We start from the raw sequence: 16,158 nt of genomic DNA, 5'->3' as shown, positions 1-16,158 counted from the left end.
GAGCTGTCACCCCCGGGAGCGTCAGCGTCCGCTCGGCCGGAGCCCCACACTCGGTTCGATCGCCTGGCGCTGACCGCCCGAGTGCACGAGCTCCGAGCCGTCGACGGTCACCTGGCTGCGGTGATGCCGGAGCGCATCGGTCATCGCGGTGCGACGGTGCTCGAGGTCGAACCACTCGACCCCGGGATCGCGATCGTGAGCGAGTTCCAGGAACGGGACGCCGACGGATCGTGCGACGGCGGCCGCGATCACGTGAGCTCGGACATGGTCCGGATGCCCGTAGCCGCCGTCCGGGCCGTACCCGATGACGGCGTCCGGGCATACGTTCTCCGCGAGGGCCAGGAGATCCGCGACCTGCTCGTCGACCGACGTCTCCGCGAACGCGTCGGGACCGGCGTCGGCGGCCGGACCCGCGAGCCCCGGTCGCACCCACTCCATGCCGGAGTCCCGGTACCGGCGATCGCGCAGCCCGGCGGCCCGGGCGGGCGCCGTTCCGAGCCACGCGTGTTCGTCGACTCCGATCGCGGAGAGGGCGCCGTGGAGCTCGGCTTCGCGGGCAGCGGCGAGTTCGGTCTCGTCGAGCGCGGGGTCGAGGGTGCCCGGCACGATCTCGCCGCGCTCGCCGCGCGTCGCCGTCACGAGGACGACGCGTACGCCGCGCGCGCGCAGTTCGGCGAGGAGGCCGCCCGACGCGATCGTCTCGTCGTCCGGGTGGGCGTGGACGACGAGAGCCGTGCCGATGTCGTCGAGCAGGCTCACGGTGCCGCCGTCGCGGAGAGTGCGCGGTAGCACCGGACCAGTGCGGCGGCCGAGTGGTCCCAGGACAGCGACTCGGCGTGCGCACGGCCCGCTCGTCCCAGGTCGGCGAGGCGCTCGCCGTCTCGGAGCAGGGCGGCGATCGCCGCCCCCCAGTCACGCGGATCGCGCGACGCGAGGACGAGGCCCGTCCGACCGTCGAGGACCGCTTCCGTGAGGCCCCCCGATGCGGACGCGACCACGGGCACGCCGCTCGCCGACGCCTCGAGGGCCACGAGACCGTAGGTCTCGGAGTGCGACGGCACGAGGACGAGCCGTGACTCCCGCAGGAGGGCGGCGAGGTCCGCGCGACTCTGCGGCCCGATGAAGCGGACGTCGTCGGTGACTCCGCTGTCGGCGGCCAAGGCGCGGAGCTCGTCGACGTACCCGTCGAAGTCCGCGGAGGCCTCTCCCGCCACGACGAGCGTCGGGCGCACGTCCCCGGGCACGTGGGCCACGGCCTCGATCGCGAGGTCGAGCCCCTTCAGGGGCTGCAATCGCGCCGCCGCGACGACGTAACCGCGGCCGCGGTGGCCGCCCGTCCACGGGTGGAACAGATCCGCATCGACGCCGGGAGGGACCACTGTGACGCGTTCCCGGCCACCGCCGAGGCGATCGACGACGGTGCGCGCCTCCGCCTCGCTGATGGCGACGACGGCATCGGACTCCCGCGCGAGGAGCGCCTCGCCGGCCAATCGACCAGGCGACTCGGGACGTTCGCCATCGGACAACGGGGTCGTCGGGTCCGCCGCGATGCTGTGGAAGCTCTGCAGGTGCGGGATCCCGCGACGGCGTGCCACGGGCAGCGCTGCCATACCCGAGAACCAATGGTGGGAGTGCAGGACGTCGACGGGACCGATCTCGTCCAGTCGCGCCGAGAAGTCGGCGACCACGGACTCGTGCTCGCCCTTGGGCAGTGGATGAGCGGGGCCTGCGTCGAAGAAACGGAGGACGAGGCGCTCGGCGAGGTCGATCGAGGCCGGCGCGTCCGGGGAGGAACGACGCGTGATGATCTCCACCGAGTGGCCGAGGCGGGCGAGTGCGCGCGCCTGGTGCAGGACGACCACGTTCATGCCGCCGGCGTCGCCGGTGCCCGGGTCGTCCGCCGGGGAGGTGTGCAGGCTGACGAGGGCGATGCGGAGCGGATCGGCGCCGGTGGCCGACGCGTCCGACAGCGGCGGGGTCAGCGCCAGCGGGTGGTCATGAGGAAGCCGATGAAGGCGATCCCGAAACCGATGAGGATGTTCCACGACCCGGCGGCCGGGATGGGCAGCACTCCGTTGGAGACGTAGAAGACGATGATCCAGAGCAGCCCGAGGAGCATGAAGCCGAACATGATCGGCTTGAACCAGACGGGGTTGGGAGCGTCGCCGGAGGTACGCTGTGCCTCGCGGTCTGCGGGCGTCGGGGTGTTGTTCACGCGTGCCATGCCACACATTCTAGCGGGGCGCTCCGGTGTGTGCCCGTTCTCCCGGCCGACTCGTCATCGGACGTGGTTAGACTGCGGGCATGGCCACCACGGGGGAGCGGCGATCGGCGCGGCGCGATCGCACGAAGAAGAGGCGTCGCATCACGTTCCTCGGCGTCTTCGGCGAGCTCTCCATCACCGCCGGTGCGCTCATCTTCCTCTTCCTGTTCTGGCAGCTCTGGTTCAACGACATCGTCGTGCGGGCCGAGCAGAACTCGGCGGCCGAATCCCTCTCGGAGAGCTTCATCGAGGCCGCTCAGGAGGGTCCGGCGACGGAACCGACCGAACCGGCCGATCCCGCGGCTCCCCCGATCGGACAGACGGCCGGTGATGCCGAGCGGTTCGGCGTCCTGACCATCCCGCGTTTCGGCGACGACTATCAGGCGGAGATCGCCGGGGGCATCACCCGGGCCCGCACGCTCAACACCATCGGCATCGGCCACTACCTCACCACGCAGGCCCCCGGCGAGGTCGGCAACTTCGCCGTCGCCGGACACCGCACCACCTACGGCAAGCCGCTCAACCAGATCGCGAACCTGCGCGTGGGCGACGCCATCGTCGTGCAGACGGCGGAGGGGTGGTACACCTACCGCTTCCGTACGCTCGAGTACGTCACCCCGTCGGCGGCCGACGTGCTGAACCCCGTTCCGCAGGCCGACGGCGTCGAGGCCACCGACCGCCTCATCACTCTCACGAGCTGCAGCCCCATGTACTCGGCCGCGGAGCGGATCATCGCGTACGGGGTGTTCGAGTCGTTCACGCCCATCACCGACCCGGCACCGGCGTCGCTCGAACTCCCGGAGGGTGACGGATAATGTATGGAGCACTCTGGCGGGCTCTGCCCGGCCCCGTGTGGGTTCGACTCCTCCTCGTCCTCGTCCTCGTGGCCGCCGTGGTGTTCGCCCTCTTCACGTGGGTCTTCCCGCTCGTTCAGGAACTCGTCCCGGTCCCCGATGTGACCGTGGAGGAATAGCCGCACTCTCGACAAGGAGCACCGACATGACGCGAGTCCTCGTGGTCGACAACTACGACAGCTTCGTCTACACGCTGAACGGGTATCTCCGACAGCTCGGTGCCGAGACGGACGTCGTGCGCAACGATTCCTTCGCCGTGGCTGACGTGGCGGACCGGATCGCGGAGTACGACGCCGTCCTGGTGTCTCCCGGCCCCGGGAAGCCCGCCGACGCCGGCGTCTCCATCCCCGTCGTGAACGCGGCCTTCACCTCGGGGACTCCGCTGCTGGGCGTCTGCCTCGGGCACCAGGCGATCGCCGAGGCGTTCGGAGCGACGGTGACGAACGCCGACGAGCTCATGCACGGGAAGACCTCCCAGGTGACGCACGAGGACGACCCGTTCTACGACGGCGTGCCCCAGCCGTTCACCGCCACGCGGTATCACTCGCTCGCGGTCGTCGACACGACCGTGCCGGACGAGCTCGTCGTCACGAGCCGCACCACGGGCGGCGTCATCATGGGCCTGCGGCATGCCGCGTCACCCATCGTGGGCGTTCAGTTCCACCCGGAGAGCGTGCTCACCGAGGGCGGCTACCTCATGATCGGCAATTGGCTCGCGTCGGCCGGTCTGCCCGCGGCGAAGGACGCCGCGAAGAACCTGAGTCCCCTGCTGCGCACCTGACCCGTTCCGTCCGCCTCGGACATCGACCGGCCCGGCGCGCACGGGTGCGCTCCGCTACCGGTCCGGTCGCCGTGGCCTCGTGATCAGCCCTCGGGATCGGCGGGGGGCTCGGTGCCGTCGTCCGGGTCTCCCTCGGGGGCGCCGGTGCAGTACGTGAGCTGGATCGTCGATCCCTGATCGACCTCGCCGGGAGCGAGCGACTGGGCCGTCACGATCTCGCCCGTCTCGGCGACGCACGCGGCGTCGGCGACGGGTTCGACCGTGAGTCCGATGTCGGGGTCCTCGAGGAGCTGTCGGGCGATGCTCATCGTCTGGCCGGTGACGTCCGTGATCGTGACCTTGCCGTTCGAGAGCACCAGATCGACGCTCGCTCCCGCGTCGGTCTCGGTCCCGGAGGCGGGGGAGGCGCCCATGACGATCCCGGCCGCGATCGTCGGTGAGTTCTGATCCGTTATCGACCCCAGTTCGAGACCGGACTCCTCGAGTTTCGCGGTGGCCGCGGCCTGGTCGAGGTTCGACAGATCGGGCACCGTGACCTGTTCGGCACCCGTCGACACGAAGACCTGGACGGTCTGCCCGGGTTCGACGCTCGTGGTGGCGGGTGGATCCGTGCGGATCACGTCGCCCTCGTCGATCGTGCTCGACGCCTCGTCGAGCCGCGTCGGCACGAGATCGAGGCCCGTGAGTTCGGACTGGGCTTCCTCCCACGTGGTGTCGGAGAGCTCGGGGATGATGCGGGAGGTGGTGGGGATCTCGGTGTTCGGTGCGAGGTTGAGCACCCAGATGAGGACGGCGACCATGACGACGGCGATCACGCTGACGCCGGCCCAGATCCAGACGACGGGCGGCCGACGCTGCGTGCGCGTGACGGTGTCGTCGCTCGTGAGCTGCCGGAGGGCGTGCGCCGTCTGCTCGCCGGCCGTGGGGGCCGTGCCGAAGATGGCGGTCGCGGAGTCGTCGACGACACGACGCTTCGGGAGATGCCCCGCGGCGGCGAGCTCGACCTCCTCCATGAACTCGGGAGCGGTCTGGTAGCGGTCGAAGCGCCCCTTGCCGAGGGCGCGCAGGACGACCTCGTCGAGGGCAGGGGAGACGTCGGGGTTGACCGAAGACGGCCGCACGGGCGTCTCGCTCACGTGCTGGTAGGCGACCGAGACGGCGGTCTCGCCCTGGAACGGAGCGCGCCCGGTGAGCATCTCGAAGAGCACGACGCCGGTGGAGTAGAGGTCGGTGCGAGCGTCGACCGTCTCGCCCTTGGCCTGCTCGGGCGAGAAGTAGGACGCCGTGCCGAGGATGGCCGTGGTCTGGGCGACCGTCGAGGACGAGTCGCTCACCGCGCGGGCGATGCCGAAGTCCATGACCTTCACGGTGTCGTCTGGCGTTATCATCACGTTGCCCGGCTTGATGTCGCGGTGGACCACGCCGGCGCGGTGGGAGTACTCGAGAGCGGTCAGGATGCCGATCACGATGTCGGTCGCGACCTTCGAGCCGAGCGGGCCCTCGGCGATCATGTCCTTGAGGAGGCGTCCCTCGACGTACTCCATGACGATGAACGGTTCGCGCACGACCTCGCCGTCGTCGCGGGTCACCGTCTCCTCGCCCGCGTCGAACACGCGGACGATGGTGGGGTGGGCCATGCGGGAGGCGGCCTGCGCCTCCTGGCGGAAGCGGGTGCGGAATGCGGGATCGAGCGCGAGCTGGGCCTTCAGGATCTTGATCGCGACGGTGCGACCGAGCTTGGTGTCCTCGCCGCGGTGCACATCGGCCATGCCCCCTCGGCCGATGACCTCACCGACGACGTAGCGCCCGGCGAGCAGGCGTTGTCCGTCAGTCACCACTCGTCTCCGTCTCCCCGAGGCGCCGACAGCGCCTCGTCCATCCTAACCGAGGGGCATTCATCCCTCTGCGCCGCCGCCCTCGCCCTCGTTGCCGTTCCCGTTGCCGTTCCCGTTGCCGTTCTCGCCGCCGTTGCCGTTCTCGCCGCCGTCGCCGGTGCCGTCGTCGGCGGGAGTCACGGACGCTGAGGTCGACGACGAGGAGGGCGATGTCGACTCGCCGCACGTGACCGTGTAGCTGACGATCACGCTCGTCGCGTCACCATCGACGGTGATCGTGGCGTTCGTCTGCGTTCCGGGTGCGGAACTGACGGTACCGCCCTGGACGTTCAGGGTGTAGCCCGTCACCGAGGTCCCGGCCGGGCACTCGGAGAACGCCTGCCACGTCACGGCATACTGCCCGCCGGGCTCGACGGTGCACGCGCCGGCGCCGCAGCCCTCGATCGAGGGCGATCCGCCGGGGGCCGGCACCGTCGGGAGGTCGCCGTAGACGGTGATCTCGAGGGTCTCACCGACGTCGACGTTGCCACGGGGCGTGACGCCGGAGACGGTGTTGACCTGCTCCTGCGTCGCCGCGGCGGCACCGACGATCCGCTCGGGGACGAGCCCGAGCGAGGCGGCCTCGGCGGCCGCCGCGTCGTACGTGAGTCCGATGAAGTCGTTCGCGTTGACGGTGACGGTCTCGGGTCCGGTGTCCTCTGGAGTCGGCTCCTCCGACGGGGTGGGTTCCTCCTCCGTCGCCACAGGGGTCGTGGGAGCCGGTTCCGGCGAGCCGGTCGGCGACAGCAACGCCCAGAGACCACCCACGAGTCCGATGAGCAGGAGGATGATGAGGACCACGAGCGGCCACGTCAGTCGTGAGCGCTTCCGCTTCTCCTCGCCCTCCACGTCGTCGGCCAGCGGGACGGGCGCGGTGTTCGACGGGCCGCCCGCCGACAGCAGCATCGTGGCGTCGTCCTGCGCGGCGGCCGCCCCCATGAGGCGCGTCGACGCGGTGATGTCGACGCCCTCGGCGATGGCCGGGACGGCGACGGTGGCCGTCGCGATGTCGCCGCGACGGAGCGCCTGTGCGGCACGCGCGACGTGGGCGGCCGTCGAGGGACGTTCGGCCGGACTCTTCGCGATCATGCTGAAGACGAGGTTGCGCACGGGCTCCGGCACGGTCACCGGCAGTTCGGGCGGCGCCTCGTTGATCTGCGCCATCGCGATCGCCACCTGCGACTCGCCCGTGAACGGGCGCTTCCCCGCGAGACTCTCGTACGCGACGATGCCGAGCGAGTAGATGTCGGTCGTGGGCGACGCGGGGTGGCCGGACGCCTGTTCCGGCGACAGGTACTGGACCGTTCCCATGACCTGACCGGTGGCCGTGAGGGGCACCTGATCGGCGATGCGCGCGATCCCGAAGTCGGTGATCTTCACACGGCCGTCGGGCGTGATGAGAAGGTTGCCCGGCTTGATGTCGCGGTGCACGAGACCGGCGGCGTGCGCGGCCTGCAGGGCGAGAGCCGTCTGCGCCGTGATGTCGAGGACGCGGTCGGTCGAGAGCACCTGCTCGCGTTCGATGATGGTGGAGAGCGCCTCGCCGGGCACGAGCTCCATGACGAGGTAGGCGGAGCCGTTCTCCTCGCCGTAGTCGTAGACGTTGGCGATGCCCTCGTGGTTGACGAGTGCGGCGTGGCGCGCCTCCGCGCGGAACCGCTCGAGGAACCCGGGGTCCCCCATGTACTCGTCCTTGAGGATCTTGATCGCGACCGTGCGGCCGATGACCTGGTCCGTCGCCTTCCAGACCTCGCCCATCCCGCCGATCGCGATACGAGACTCGAGCTCGTACCGACCTCCGAAGGTCACCCCTGACATGGGTCTCATCCGTTAAGCACCGCCTCTAGAACTTGCTTCGCGACCGGAGCCGCCAATGCGTTTCCGCTTCCGTCTTGACCTCGTCCGCCACCATCCTCGATGACGACCGCGACGGCGACCTGTGGGTCGTCTGCCGGCGCGAAACCTGTGAACCACAGCGTGTACGGGTCGCCGGAGCCGTTCTCGGCCGTACCCGTCTTCCCGGCGACGCTGACCCCGTCTATTGTCGCATTCGTCGCCGCGCCGCTCGTGACGCTCGCGACCATCGCGTCGGTGATCGCGTCGGCCGTCTCGGACGACGACGTCGTCTGCATCACGCTCGGTTCGAAGCTCTGCAGGACCTCGAGATTGCGCCCGGTGACCTCGTCGATGAGGCCGGGGGTCATCATCTCGCCGTCGTTGGCGATGCCGGCGGACACCATGGCCATCTCGAGGGGCGTGGACCGCACGTCGGACTGGCCGAAGGCGCTCAGGCCGGTCTGCGGGCTGTCGAGCACCTGCGGGTACACGCTCCGCTCGACGGACATCGGGATGGAGAGGTCCTCGTTGAAGCCGTAGCGTTCGGCGGTCTCGCGGATCACGTCGTCGCCGAGGGCGATGCCGAGCTCCGCCATCGGGATGTTGCAGCTGTAGCGGATGGCGTCCGAGATCGACACCGTGTCGCCGCTTCCGCCGCAGGGGCCGCGGCTCGAGTTGAAGACGGTCGTGTTCGTGCCGGGCAGCGTGTACGACGCGGGATTCGGCAGCTGGGTCTCCGGGGCGTAGTCGCCCGACTCGAACGCGGCCGTCGCGACGACGAGCTTGAAGGTGGATCCCGGGGGGTTCAGGTCGCCGGAGATCGTGCGGTTGATGAGCGGATCGCCCTCCGCGGAGAGCAGCGCGTTGTAGTTGTCGATGACCTGACCGGAGTCGGTGCCCGCGAGCTGGTTCGGGTCGTAGGTCGGCTTCGAGACCATCGCGAGGATGCGGCCCGTCGACGGCTCGATCGCCACGACCGATCCCGTGAGGTCGCCGAGGGCGTCGAATGCGGCCTTCTGCACGGCAGGATCCACCGTCACCTGCACGGCCGCGCCCTTCGGCGGCTGGCCGGAGATGATGCGGTTGATCTCGTCGAGGAACTGCAGGTTGCTCGTTCCGCTCAGGAGGTCGTTCATGGACCGCTCGACGCCGGAGGACCCCTGGGTCGGGTTGAAGTAACCGGTGACCGCGGAGTACAGCTCGCCCTCGGGATACTGGCGCTGGAACGCGTAGCGGTCGCCCGTCGCGACGGAATCGGCGATGACGGTCTGGCCCGCGAGGATCGGTCCGCGCTCCGTGCGGTAGCTGTCGTACAGCGTGCGGGAGTTGCGGGGGTCGGCGGCGAGGGTGTCCGCCTGGAACACCTGGATGACGCTCGTGGAGATGAACAGCGCGACGAACATCGCGAGCACCACCACGCTCACTCTCTTCATTTCCTTCTTCACGAGCTCGCCTCCCCGCTCCGCGCGGGTCGCGCGCTGTCGCTCACGCGGAGCAGGAGCGCCACGATGATCCAGTTGGCCACGAGCGAGGAACCGCCCGCCGCGAGGAACGGCGTCGTCAGACCCGTGAGGGGGATGACGCGCGTGACGCCGCCCACCATGATGAAGACCTGGAGGGCCACGGTGAACGCGAGTCCGAGCGCGAGGAGCTTGCCGAAGTCGTCGCCGTCGAGGAAGCCGATGCGGATGCCGCGTCCGACGAAGACGAGGTAGAGGCACAGGATCGCGAAGATGCCGGCCAGGCCGAGTTCCTCCCCGAGGCTCGCGATGATGTAGTCGCTCTCGGCGAGCGGTGTGATGGCCGGCCGTCCCTGACCGAGGCCCGTGCCGACGAGACCGCCGTGGGCGAGGCCGAAGATGCCTTGCAGGAGCTGGAAGCTGCCGCCCTGGGCGTCGTAGATCTCCTGGCTGAACGCATCGAGCCAGTTATTGAAGCGCCCGTTGACGTAGGTGAGTGACTGGCTCGCGATCGCCGCACCACCGCCGAAGAGTCCGAGGCCGATGAGCACCCAGCTGAGGCGACCGGTCGCGACGTAGATCATGACCGTGAACATCCCGAAGTAGAGCAGGGCCGTTCCGAGGTCGCGCTGGAACACGATGACGCCCATCGAGAGCGCCCAGACGACCACGATCGGGCCGAGGTCGCGCAAGCGCGGGAGCTGCACGCCGAGGAACCGGCGGCCCACGAGCGAGAGGCTGTCCCGCGTGCGTACGAGGTAGCCGGCGAAGAAGATCGCGAGGGCGATCTTCGCGACCTCACCGGGCTGGAAGGTCAGGAAATCGCCGATGCCGATCCACACCTGGGCGCCGTTGACGCGCCGGCCGAGCCCCGGGACGAGCGGCAGGAGCAGGAGGACGAACGCGGCGAAGCCGAAGATGTAGGTGTACCGGAACAGGACTCGGTGGTTCCGGATCACGAGGATGACCGTGATCGCACCGATGATCGCGATCGCGCTCCACACGATCTGACGCGTGGAGAAGGCCGACCAGCCCGTGTAACCCTCCGCGATGTCGAGACGGTAGATCATCGCGACGCCCATCCCGTTGAGCACCGTCACGATCGGTAGGAGCAGCGGATCGGCCTTCGGCGCCACATAACGCAGGCAGATGTGGAGGCCGAAGACGAGAGCGGCGAGAGTCGCCGTGAGGGAGACGAGCGTCGTCTCGATCTCACCCGTGGCCCCGAGCTGCACGAGCAGCACCATCGCGACGTTGACGGCGAACGCCACCACGAGGAGGGCGAGTTCGCGGTTACGTTCCGTCTGCGGGATGCGGAGCTTGCGCATCGTCTTGATGACGCTCGTGTCCGCGACGATCGACGGCGCGCTCACGGTGTGCTCTCCAGACCGGATCGGGCCTTGATGCGTTCGACCGTCTCCTGGATCTCGTCGAGGCTCTCCGGACCGACGGTCTGCTCGATGCGCTGGCGGTCGTAGACGTTGAGGAGCGAGAGGGGGATGCCGGTGTCCTGGTACTCGGTGGAGAGGGAGATCGGACCGACGCTCTGTTGCACACCCTGGAAGATCACGACCGTGTCCTCGTCGGACCCCAGGTAGTAGCGCGTCTGCGTCCAGGCGTAGGCACCCACGAGCGTCAGGGCGAGCGCGAGGGCGATGAGCACGATGCCGGCGGCCCAACTGAGGCGGCGCCGACGGGCGCGACGGGCGTCCTCCTCGATGAGCTCCTCGAAGTAGTCCTCGGCATCGGACTCGAAGTGGGAGGGGTTCGCGGGCGACGGACGGACCGAGTGCAGCATCGCGGGGATGAGGCCCGTGCGCTGCTTCGGCGCGACCTCGCTGAAGGACAACGGCTTCGACGCGGAACCCACGATGACGGGCTTGCGGTCGGGCTCCGTCGTGTCACCGATGTCGAGGATGACGGCCGTGACGTTGTCGGGGGCGCCGTGGTCGAGGGTGATCTTCACGAGGCGGTCGCCCGTGGCCTTCGCCGACGCTCCCTCCGCGAGGATCTTCTCGATGTCCTCGTCGTCGACGAAGTCCGAGAGGCCGTCGGAGCACAGCAGCCATCGGTCGCCGGGCTTCGAGGTCATCGCGAACGTGTCGACCTCGGGGGCCGAGTCGACATCACCGAGGACCCGCATGAGCACGGAACGTCGCGGGTGCACGCGCGCCTCGTCCGGCGTGATGCGGCCGGAGTCGACGAGCCGCTGCACGAACGTGTGGTCCGTGGTGATCTGGCTGAGCTCGCCGTCGCGGTACAGGTAGATGCGGGAGTCGCCGATGTGGGCGATGACGAGCTGGTCGCCCACGATGCACACGGCGTCGACCGTCGTGCCCATCCCCGTGAGCTCGGGGTGCTCGAAGACCGTTTCGGCGAGCTCACCGTTCGCGGCGGCGATCGCGCTGCGGAGCGCTTCCTGCGCGTCCTCGATCGTGTCGTAGTCGGTGTCGGCCTTCAGGATGCGCTGAAGGGCGATCGCGCTCGCGACGTCTCCGCCCGCGTGCCCACCCATGCCGTCGGCGACGACGAAGAGGCGGCGCCCGATGTAGCCGGAATCCTGGTTGTTCGAGCGCACCTTCCCCACGTGGGAAACCGCGGCACTGTCGGCCGTGTACTCCATGGGGATCAGCCTCGCAGCTCGAAGACCGTCTGGCCGACCTTGATCGGGGTGTGCAGGGGGACCTGGGTGGGGGAGCCGATGCGCTTGCCGTCGAGGAAGGTCCCGTTCGTGGAGCCGAGGTCCTGGATCATCCACTCCTCGTTCCACTGCAGGAGGCGGGCGTGGTGAGTGGAGGTGTAGTCGTCGCGGAGGACGAGGCTCGAGTCGGCCGAGCGGCCGATGGTGAGGGGGCCGGTGCCGAGCGGGATCTCCTGGCCCTCGCGCGGGCCCTGGACGATCACGAGGCGATTCGCGTTCGACGCGGTGGCGTTTCCGGTGCGCGAGCGGTTCACGGTCACGGTCGCGGCCGTGGGATTCGCGGTGGGGCGGGCCGGGGTGGGTCGCGATGGAGCAGGGGCGGCGGGTGCCGGCGCGCTCGCAGCGGCGTTCGCGGGGGCCGGCTTGCGGTTGCCTCGGCCGAAGAGGTCTGCGCGGAGGGCGTAGACGACGCCGAGGACGAACAGCCACAGCAGGATCAGGAATCCGAACCGGAGGACGAGGAGGGTGAGTTCACTCACGCGGTGGGCCCCCAGAAACCGTCGGAACGCGACGCGTCGTGGCGGGCGGTGGCATCGTCCATGCGTCGGAGCGGCGCGGTGGGCTCGGCCTGCGCCAGCACGCGGAAGACGATCGCCGTGCGGCCGATCTGGATCGCGGAATCCGGCGGCAGCGCCACCTGGCTGAAGCGTTCGCCGGCCATCGTGGAGCCGTTCGTGGAACCGAGATCGCGGGCCTGGGCGCGCTGTCCGTCCCACAGGATCTCGACGTGGCGGCGGCTCGTGCCCGTGTCCTCGACGGTGATGTCGGCGTCGCGACCGCGACCGATCACGGTCCGGGCCTGCGTGATGGGGTATCTCTTGCCGCCGATGTCGAGCACGGGCGTCCACGCTACCCGGCTCTTCGTGTTCTGGGAATCCACGCGGAGCATGCCGTCGCTCAGGGAGGGCTCGGCTTCGAGCACGATGCTGATGCCGCCGGCGAACTGGTAGCCCTGCGACGACGCGTGCTTCTGCACGAGCGCGGTGAGCTCGTCGATGAGCGCCGGTCCGATCGCCGTCATGCGTCGGTGGTCCGTCATGGACATGAGGACGCGGAACGAGTTGGGAGCGAGGATGCGTTCGCGGCTGACGACGGCGGCCTTCGTGTCGATCTCGCGCTTCAGCGCGCTCGTGATCTCCACCGGTTGCAGCCCCGAACGGAAGGCCTTGGCGAACGCGCCGTTGACGGCGCGGTCCAAGCCCTTTTCGAAGTTGTCCAGAATGCCCACGATGCTCCCGAAGTGGTGTGGTGGCTACCCACATGTTAGTGGGAGGGCCTGGAAACCCCACCCGACCCCCGCCCGGTTGCGGACAGCGCCCCGCGAGTCCGCTGCTCCGCCTCCTCCGCGTCCCGCTCCGCATACCCTCCCTCGTAGAGCGTTTGCGCCGATTCGCCACGGTAGAGCGCCGCAGATCGGCACAAACGCACGACTTCGCGGGACCCGCGTGAGGAGGACGTCTGAGACGAGGACAGAGGAAGAGGGGACGGGAATCGCCCTGCCAGGCCGCTCCGTGCTAATCTCACTGCGGTGATGCGCCTGGCGCGTCACGTACTCGCGCGAGTGGCGGAATTGGCAGACGCGCTGGCTTCAGGTGCCAGTGCCCGCAAGGGCGTGGGGGTTCAAGTCCCCCCTCGCGCACAGAGTTCATCAGGAACTCAGAGAACGAACAAGGCACCGATCGGATCCGATCGGTGCCTTCGTCGTTTCCGGCCTCCGTCTTCTGAGGGCTCCGGGTGTCGCGCAGCTACTCGGGCCGGCGCTCATGTCGGGACGCCGGGGCGAGGGGACCGGATCCGGTCGTGCCTGGTTGCGGTCGTCCAATATATTGCATACTGAACGGACGACCACTCGAGCCCTCTGACTGTGAAGGACCACCATGCCGCTCTCCGACTTCCCCCGGTACCCGCTCACCTTCGGGCCGAGCCCCGTGCACCACCTGCCGCGGCTCAGCCAGCACCTCGGGGGAGCGCAGGTGTGGGCGAAGCGCGAGGACGTGAACTCGGGCCTCGCGTTCGGTGGCAACAAGACCCGCAAGCTCGAATACCTCGTGCCCGAGGCGCTCGCCGAGGGGGCGGACACGCTCGTCTCGATCGGCGGTTACCAGTCGAACCACACGCGCCAGGTGGCGGCGGTCGCGGCGAAGCTCGGACTCAAGGCGCGCCTCGTGCAGGAGAACTGGGTGGAGTGGCCCGACCCGCTGAGCGACCGCGTGGGCAACATCCAGCTCTCCCGCATCATGGGTGCGAAGGTCACGCTCGACTCGGCCGGGTTCGACATCGGCATCCGGTCGAGCTGGCAGCAGGCCATCGACGAGGTCGTCGCCGAGGGCGGCAAGCCGTACGCGATCCCGGCGGGTGCCTCCGACCACCGCCTCGGCGGACTCGGCTTCGCGAACTGGGCGATGGAGGTGGAGCAGCAGGAGCGGGAGCTCGGCGTGTTCTTCGACACGATCGTCGTCTGCACCGTGACCGGCTCCACGCACGCCGGCATGATCGCGGGCTTCGCCGGGCAGGAGCGTCCGCGCCGGGTGATCGGCATCGATGCGTCGGCGACGCTCGAGAAGACCCACGCGCAGGTGGAGCGCATCGCCCGGAACACGGCGGAGCTCATCGGACTCGGCCGCGAGTTGCGCGAGGACGAGATCACCGTGCTCGAGGGCTGGGCAGGTGACCTCTACGGCATCCCGGTGCAGTCGACACTCGACGCGATCCGTCTCGGCGGCGAGCTCGAGGCCATGATCACGGACCCGGTCTACGAGGGGAAGTCGCTCGCCGGCCTCATCGACCTCGTGCAGTCGCGCGACATCCCGGCGACGAGCACGGTTCTCTACGCGCACCTCGGCGGTCAGCTCGCGCTCAACGCCTACAGTGGCCTCTTCCGATCCTGAGCGCCTGACCTCACCCCACCTCCCGTGAGTTGTCGCTTTCTGTTGTCATTCCACGCCGTGAGGCGACGGAATGCGACACCTCACGGGTCTTCGGGGTGGTCGTCGAAGGCGGCCCGGGCGCGCTCGATCGCCGGCAGGTTCGTCGCGGCCCAGCGGAGGATCACGTCGACCGGCTCGCGGAAGGTCTTCCCGAGCGGTGTGATTCGGTATTCGATCGCGACGGGCCGCGAACTCAGGACGACGCGTTCGACGATGCCGTTCCGTTCGAGCCGGCGCAGGGTCGCGGTGAGCGACTTCTGGGTGATGTGGGTGAGTCAGGGGAGGCCGAGGAGGCGGAGGAGGGCGGCGGCGGCGGCTGCGGCGACGACGACCAGGACGAAGGGGGCGCGTCGCCAGGCGAGCACTCCACCGACGGCGACGCCGATCGGCCGTGCCCAGCCCGCGAACTCCTGCGCCTCGACGAGCGCCGCCGTCGCGACGAGCGCGCAGAACAGCACCGTGACGCCCGTGTCGAGGATCTCCTGCACGCGTTCGGATGGCGTCAGTCGGGCGCGCAGAAGGACGCCCGCGAGGCGGAGGGCGAGCGTACCCACGGCCAGCACGGCGGCCGCGGCCAGGAGTCCGAGGGTCGCGCCGCTCACGACGTCCCCTCCCCATCCCCGCGACGTGCGGACTTTCGTTGTCCGATCGCCGAATCAGGGGACGAGAGTCCGCACGTCGGCGGGGGCGAGAGGGCAGGAGCGGAGGCGGAAGCGGACGCAGAAGGGGAGTGCGCCGTGATCGGCGCGGCGCGGCGGGGGAGGGCGACGAGGACGCCGGCGAGGGCCAGGAGCACGGGGAGTCCGGCGGGCAAGAACGGTGCGGACGCGAGAGCGACGACGACGCCGACCGCGGATGCGCGCCTCGCATCCGCCGAGCGCAGGGCGGGGAGGGCGAGCGCGAGGAGGATCGCGGGGAAGGCTGCGTCGAGCCCGAGCGACTCGGTGTCGGGGATGAGAGTGCCGACGACGGCGCCCACGGCGACACCGAGGTTCCAGCACACGAAGAGCGCGACTCCGCACAGCCAGAAGACGGCCCGTCGTCGCTCGCCGCTCGGGTGGAGCAGCGCGAAGGCCGCGCTCTCGTCCGTGAGGAGGTGGCTGCCGAGCACCGTGCGCCGGCGCCCTCCGCCGATCGCGTCGCCGACGGCGAGTCCGAGCGGCAGGAGGCGCGCGTTCACGAGCAGCCCGGCGGCGACGGCTGCCACCACGGATCCGCCGGCCGCGAGGACTCCCACGAGGAGGAACTGCGCCGAGCCTGCGAAGACCACGACAGACAGGAGCACCGGCAGCCAGAGGGGGAGCCCGGCGCCCACGGCGATGGCACCGAAGGCCAGCCCGACGAGGCCGTCGGCGAGGCACACGACGAGGACCGACCGGACGGTAGATCGATCGATCGTTCTCCAGAGTGAACGCATGACGCAATCGTGTCGCGCGGTAGAGTGTTCGTCAAGTCGAACGAT

17 protein-coding genes and 1 tRNA gene are annotated in these 16,158 nt (G+C 69.6%); 5 read left to right on the top strand and 13 right to left on the bottom strand.

Features of this window, described 5'->3' with window-relative positions; all coding sequences use genetic code 11:
- Positions 1 to 21: 21 nt before the first annotated feature.
- From ELQ94_RS13530 to ELQ94_RS13520, 3 genes are all read right to left on the bottom strand, one after another.
- Entirely contained in the window at positions 22 to 759 is a 738-nt protein-coding gene (locus ELQ94_RS13530; protein WP_166404802.1) for a PIG-L family deacetylase, read from the bottom strand.
- Positions 756 to 1,868: a glycosyltransferase gene (locus ELQ94_RS13525; protein WP_127050902.1), complete on the bottom strand. Its 1,113-nt coding sequence runs from the start codon at positions 1,866 to 1,868 to the stop codon at positions 756 to 758. The genes ELQ94_RS13530 and ELQ94_RS13525 overlap by 4 nt, the downstream gene beginning before the upstream one ends.
- A 110-nt stretch (positions 1,869 to 1,978) precedes the next feature.
- Entirely contained in the window at positions 1,979 to 2,224 is a 246-nt protein-coding gene (locus ELQ94_RS13520; protein WP_127050901.1) for a cell division protein CrgA, read from the bottom strand.
- Between the two features lie 80 nt (positions 2,225 to 2,304).
- Between ELQ94_RS13520 and ELQ94_RS13515 the strand changes: the two genes are divergently transcribed.
- The 3 genes from ELQ94_RS13515 to ELQ94_RS13510 are packed head-to-tail and all read left to right on the top strand — an operon-like array spanning position 2,305 to position 3,898.
- Positions 2,305 to 3,078 (top strand): class E sortase, encoded by a 774-nt coding sequence (locus tag ELQ94_RS13515; RefSeq protein ID WP_127050900.1) that lies wholly within the window; start codon positions 2,305 to 2,307, stop codon positions 3,076 to 3,078.
- Entirely contained in the window at positions 3,078 to 3,236 is a 159-nt protein-coding gene (locus ELQ94_RS17340) for a hypothetical protein (protein ID WP_166404800.1), read from the top strand. The genes ELQ94_RS13515 and ELQ94_RS17340 overlap by 1 nt, the downstream gene beginning before the upstream one ends.
- A 26-nt stretch (positions 3,237 to 3,262) precedes the next feature.
- Positions 3,263 to 3,898: an anthranilate synthase component II gene (locus ELQ94_RS13510; protein ID WP_127050899.1), complete on the top strand. Its 636-nt coding sequence runs from the start codon at positions 3,263 to 3,265 to the stop codon at positions 3,896 to 3,898.
- A gap of 83 nt (positions 3,899 to 3,981) precedes the next feature.
- Here the strand turns inward: ELQ94_RS13510 and pknB are convergent, their stop codons facing one another.
- Genes pknB through ELQ94_RS13475 form a run of 7 tightly spaced genes read right to left on the bottom strand, consistent with a single transcriptional unit; the run spans position 3,982 to position 12,997 of the window.
- Positions 3,982 to 5,733, bottom strand: a complete 1,752-nt coding sequence (gene pknB / locus ELQ94_RS13505; RefSeq protein ID WP_127050898.1) for a Stk1 family PASTA domain-containing Ser/Thr kinase — start codon at positions 5,731 to 5,733, stop codon at positions 3,982 to 3,984.
- A gap of 60 nt (positions 5,734 to 5,793) precedes the next feature.
- Complete coding sequence (locus ELQ94_RS13500; RefSeq protein WP_127050897.1) at positions 5,794 to 7,599, bottom strand: serine/threonine-protein kinase; 1,806 nt, start codon at positions 7,597 to 7,599, stop codon at positions 5,794 to 5,796.
- Positions 7,596 to 9,053 (bottom strand): peptidoglycan D,D-transpeptidase FtsI family protein, encoded by a 1,458-nt coding sequence (locus ELQ94_RS13495; RefSeq protein ID WP_127050896.1) that lies wholly within the window; start codon positions 9,051 to 9,053, stop codon positions 7,596 to 7,598. Before ELQ94_RS13495 ends, ELQ94_RS13500 begins: the two co-directional genes overlap by 4 nt.
- Positions 9,050 to 10,396: an FtsW/RodA/SpoVE family cell cycle protein gene (locus ELQ94_RS13490; protein WP_127051180.1), complete on the bottom strand. Its 1,347-nt coding sequence runs from the start codon at positions 10,394 to 10,396 to the stop codon at positions 9,050 to 9,052. The genes ELQ94_RS13495 and ELQ94_RS13490 overlap by 4 nt, the downstream gene beginning before the upstream one ends.
- A gap of 41 nt (positions 10,397 to 10,437) precedes the next feature.
- Positions 10,438 to 11,691 carry a Stp1/IreP family PP2C-type Ser/Thr phosphatase gene (locus ELQ94_RS13485; RefSeq protein WP_127050895.1) on the bottom strand — a complete coding sequence of 418 codons (1,254 nt, stop codon included), beginning with the start codon at positions 11,689 to 11,691 and terminating at the stop codon, positions 10,438 to 10,440.
- A gap of 5 nt (positions 11,692 to 11,696) precedes the next feature.
- On the bottom strand, positions 11,697 to 12,248 hold the full coding sequence (locus ELQ94_RS13480; RefSeq protein WP_127050894.1) for an FHA domain-containing protein FhaB/FipA: 552 nt from the start codon (positions 12,246 to 12,248) through the stop codon (positions 11,697 to 11,699).
- Positions 12,245 to 12,997, bottom strand: coding sequence for an FhaA domain-containing protein (locus ELQ94_RS13475; RefSeq protein WP_127050893.1), 753 nt, complete (start codon positions 12,995 to 12,997; stop codon positions 12,245 to 12,247). The genes ELQ94_RS13480 and ELQ94_RS13475 overlap by 4 nt, the downstream gene beginning before the upstream one ends.
- A gap of 327 nt (positions 12,998 to 13,324) precedes the next feature.
- Here ELQ94_RS13475 and ELQ94_RS13470 point away from each other — a divergent pair.
- Positions 13,325 to 13,408 (top strand) — tRNA-Leu (locus tag ELQ94_RS13470).
- Between the two features lie 238 nt (positions 13,409 to 13,646).
- Positions 13,647 to 14,657: a 1-aminocyclopropane-1-carboxylate deaminase gene (locus tag ELQ94_RS13465; RefSeq protein WP_127050892.1), complete on the top strand. Its 1,011-nt coding sequence runs from the start codon at positions 13,647 to 13,649 to the stop codon at positions 14,655 to 14,657.
- 80 nt (positions 14,658 to 14,737) lie between these two features.
- On the opposite strand, the gene ELQ94_RS13460 is transcribed toward ELQ94_RS13465, so the two are convergent.
- From ELQ94_RS13460 to ELQ94_RS13450, 3 genes are read right to left on the bottom strand one after another with little or no spacing between them, the layout of a single operon-like run.
- Positions 14,738 to 14,962 carry a winged helix-turn-helix transcriptional regulator gene (locus ELQ94_RS13460; protein WP_127051179.1) on the bottom strand — a complete coding sequence of 75 codons (225 nt, stop codon included), beginning with the start codon at positions 14,960 to 14,962 and terminating at the stop codon, positions 14,738 to 14,740.
- A 9-nt stretch (positions 14,963 to 14,971) separates the two neighbouring features.
- The gene (locus tag ELQ94_RS13455) at positions 14,972 to 15,298 is read right to left on the bottom strand and encodes an AzlD domain-containing protein (RefSeq protein WP_127050891.1); all 327 of its coding nucleotides are present in this window, start codon (positions 15,296 to 15,298) and stop codon (positions 14,972 to 14,974) included.
- Positions 15,295 to 16,113 (bottom strand): AzlC family ABC transporter permease, encoded by an 819-nt coding sequence (locus ELQ94_RS13450; protein ID WP_127050890.1) that lies wholly within the window; start codon positions 16,111 to 16,113, stop codon positions 15,295 to 15,297. The genes ELQ94_RS13455 and ELQ94_RS13450 overlap by 4 nt, the downstream gene beginning before the upstream one ends.
- Positions 16,114 to 16,158 lie beyond the last annotated feature (45 nt).

The sequence above is a fragment of the Labedella endophytica genome (genome assembly GCF_003990045.1).
Classification (GTDB): Bacteria; Actinomycetota; Actinomycetes; order Actinomycetales; family Microbacteriaceae; genus Labedella; species Labedella endophytica.
This window is presented reverse-complemented; position numbering and strand designations above follow the sequence as displayed.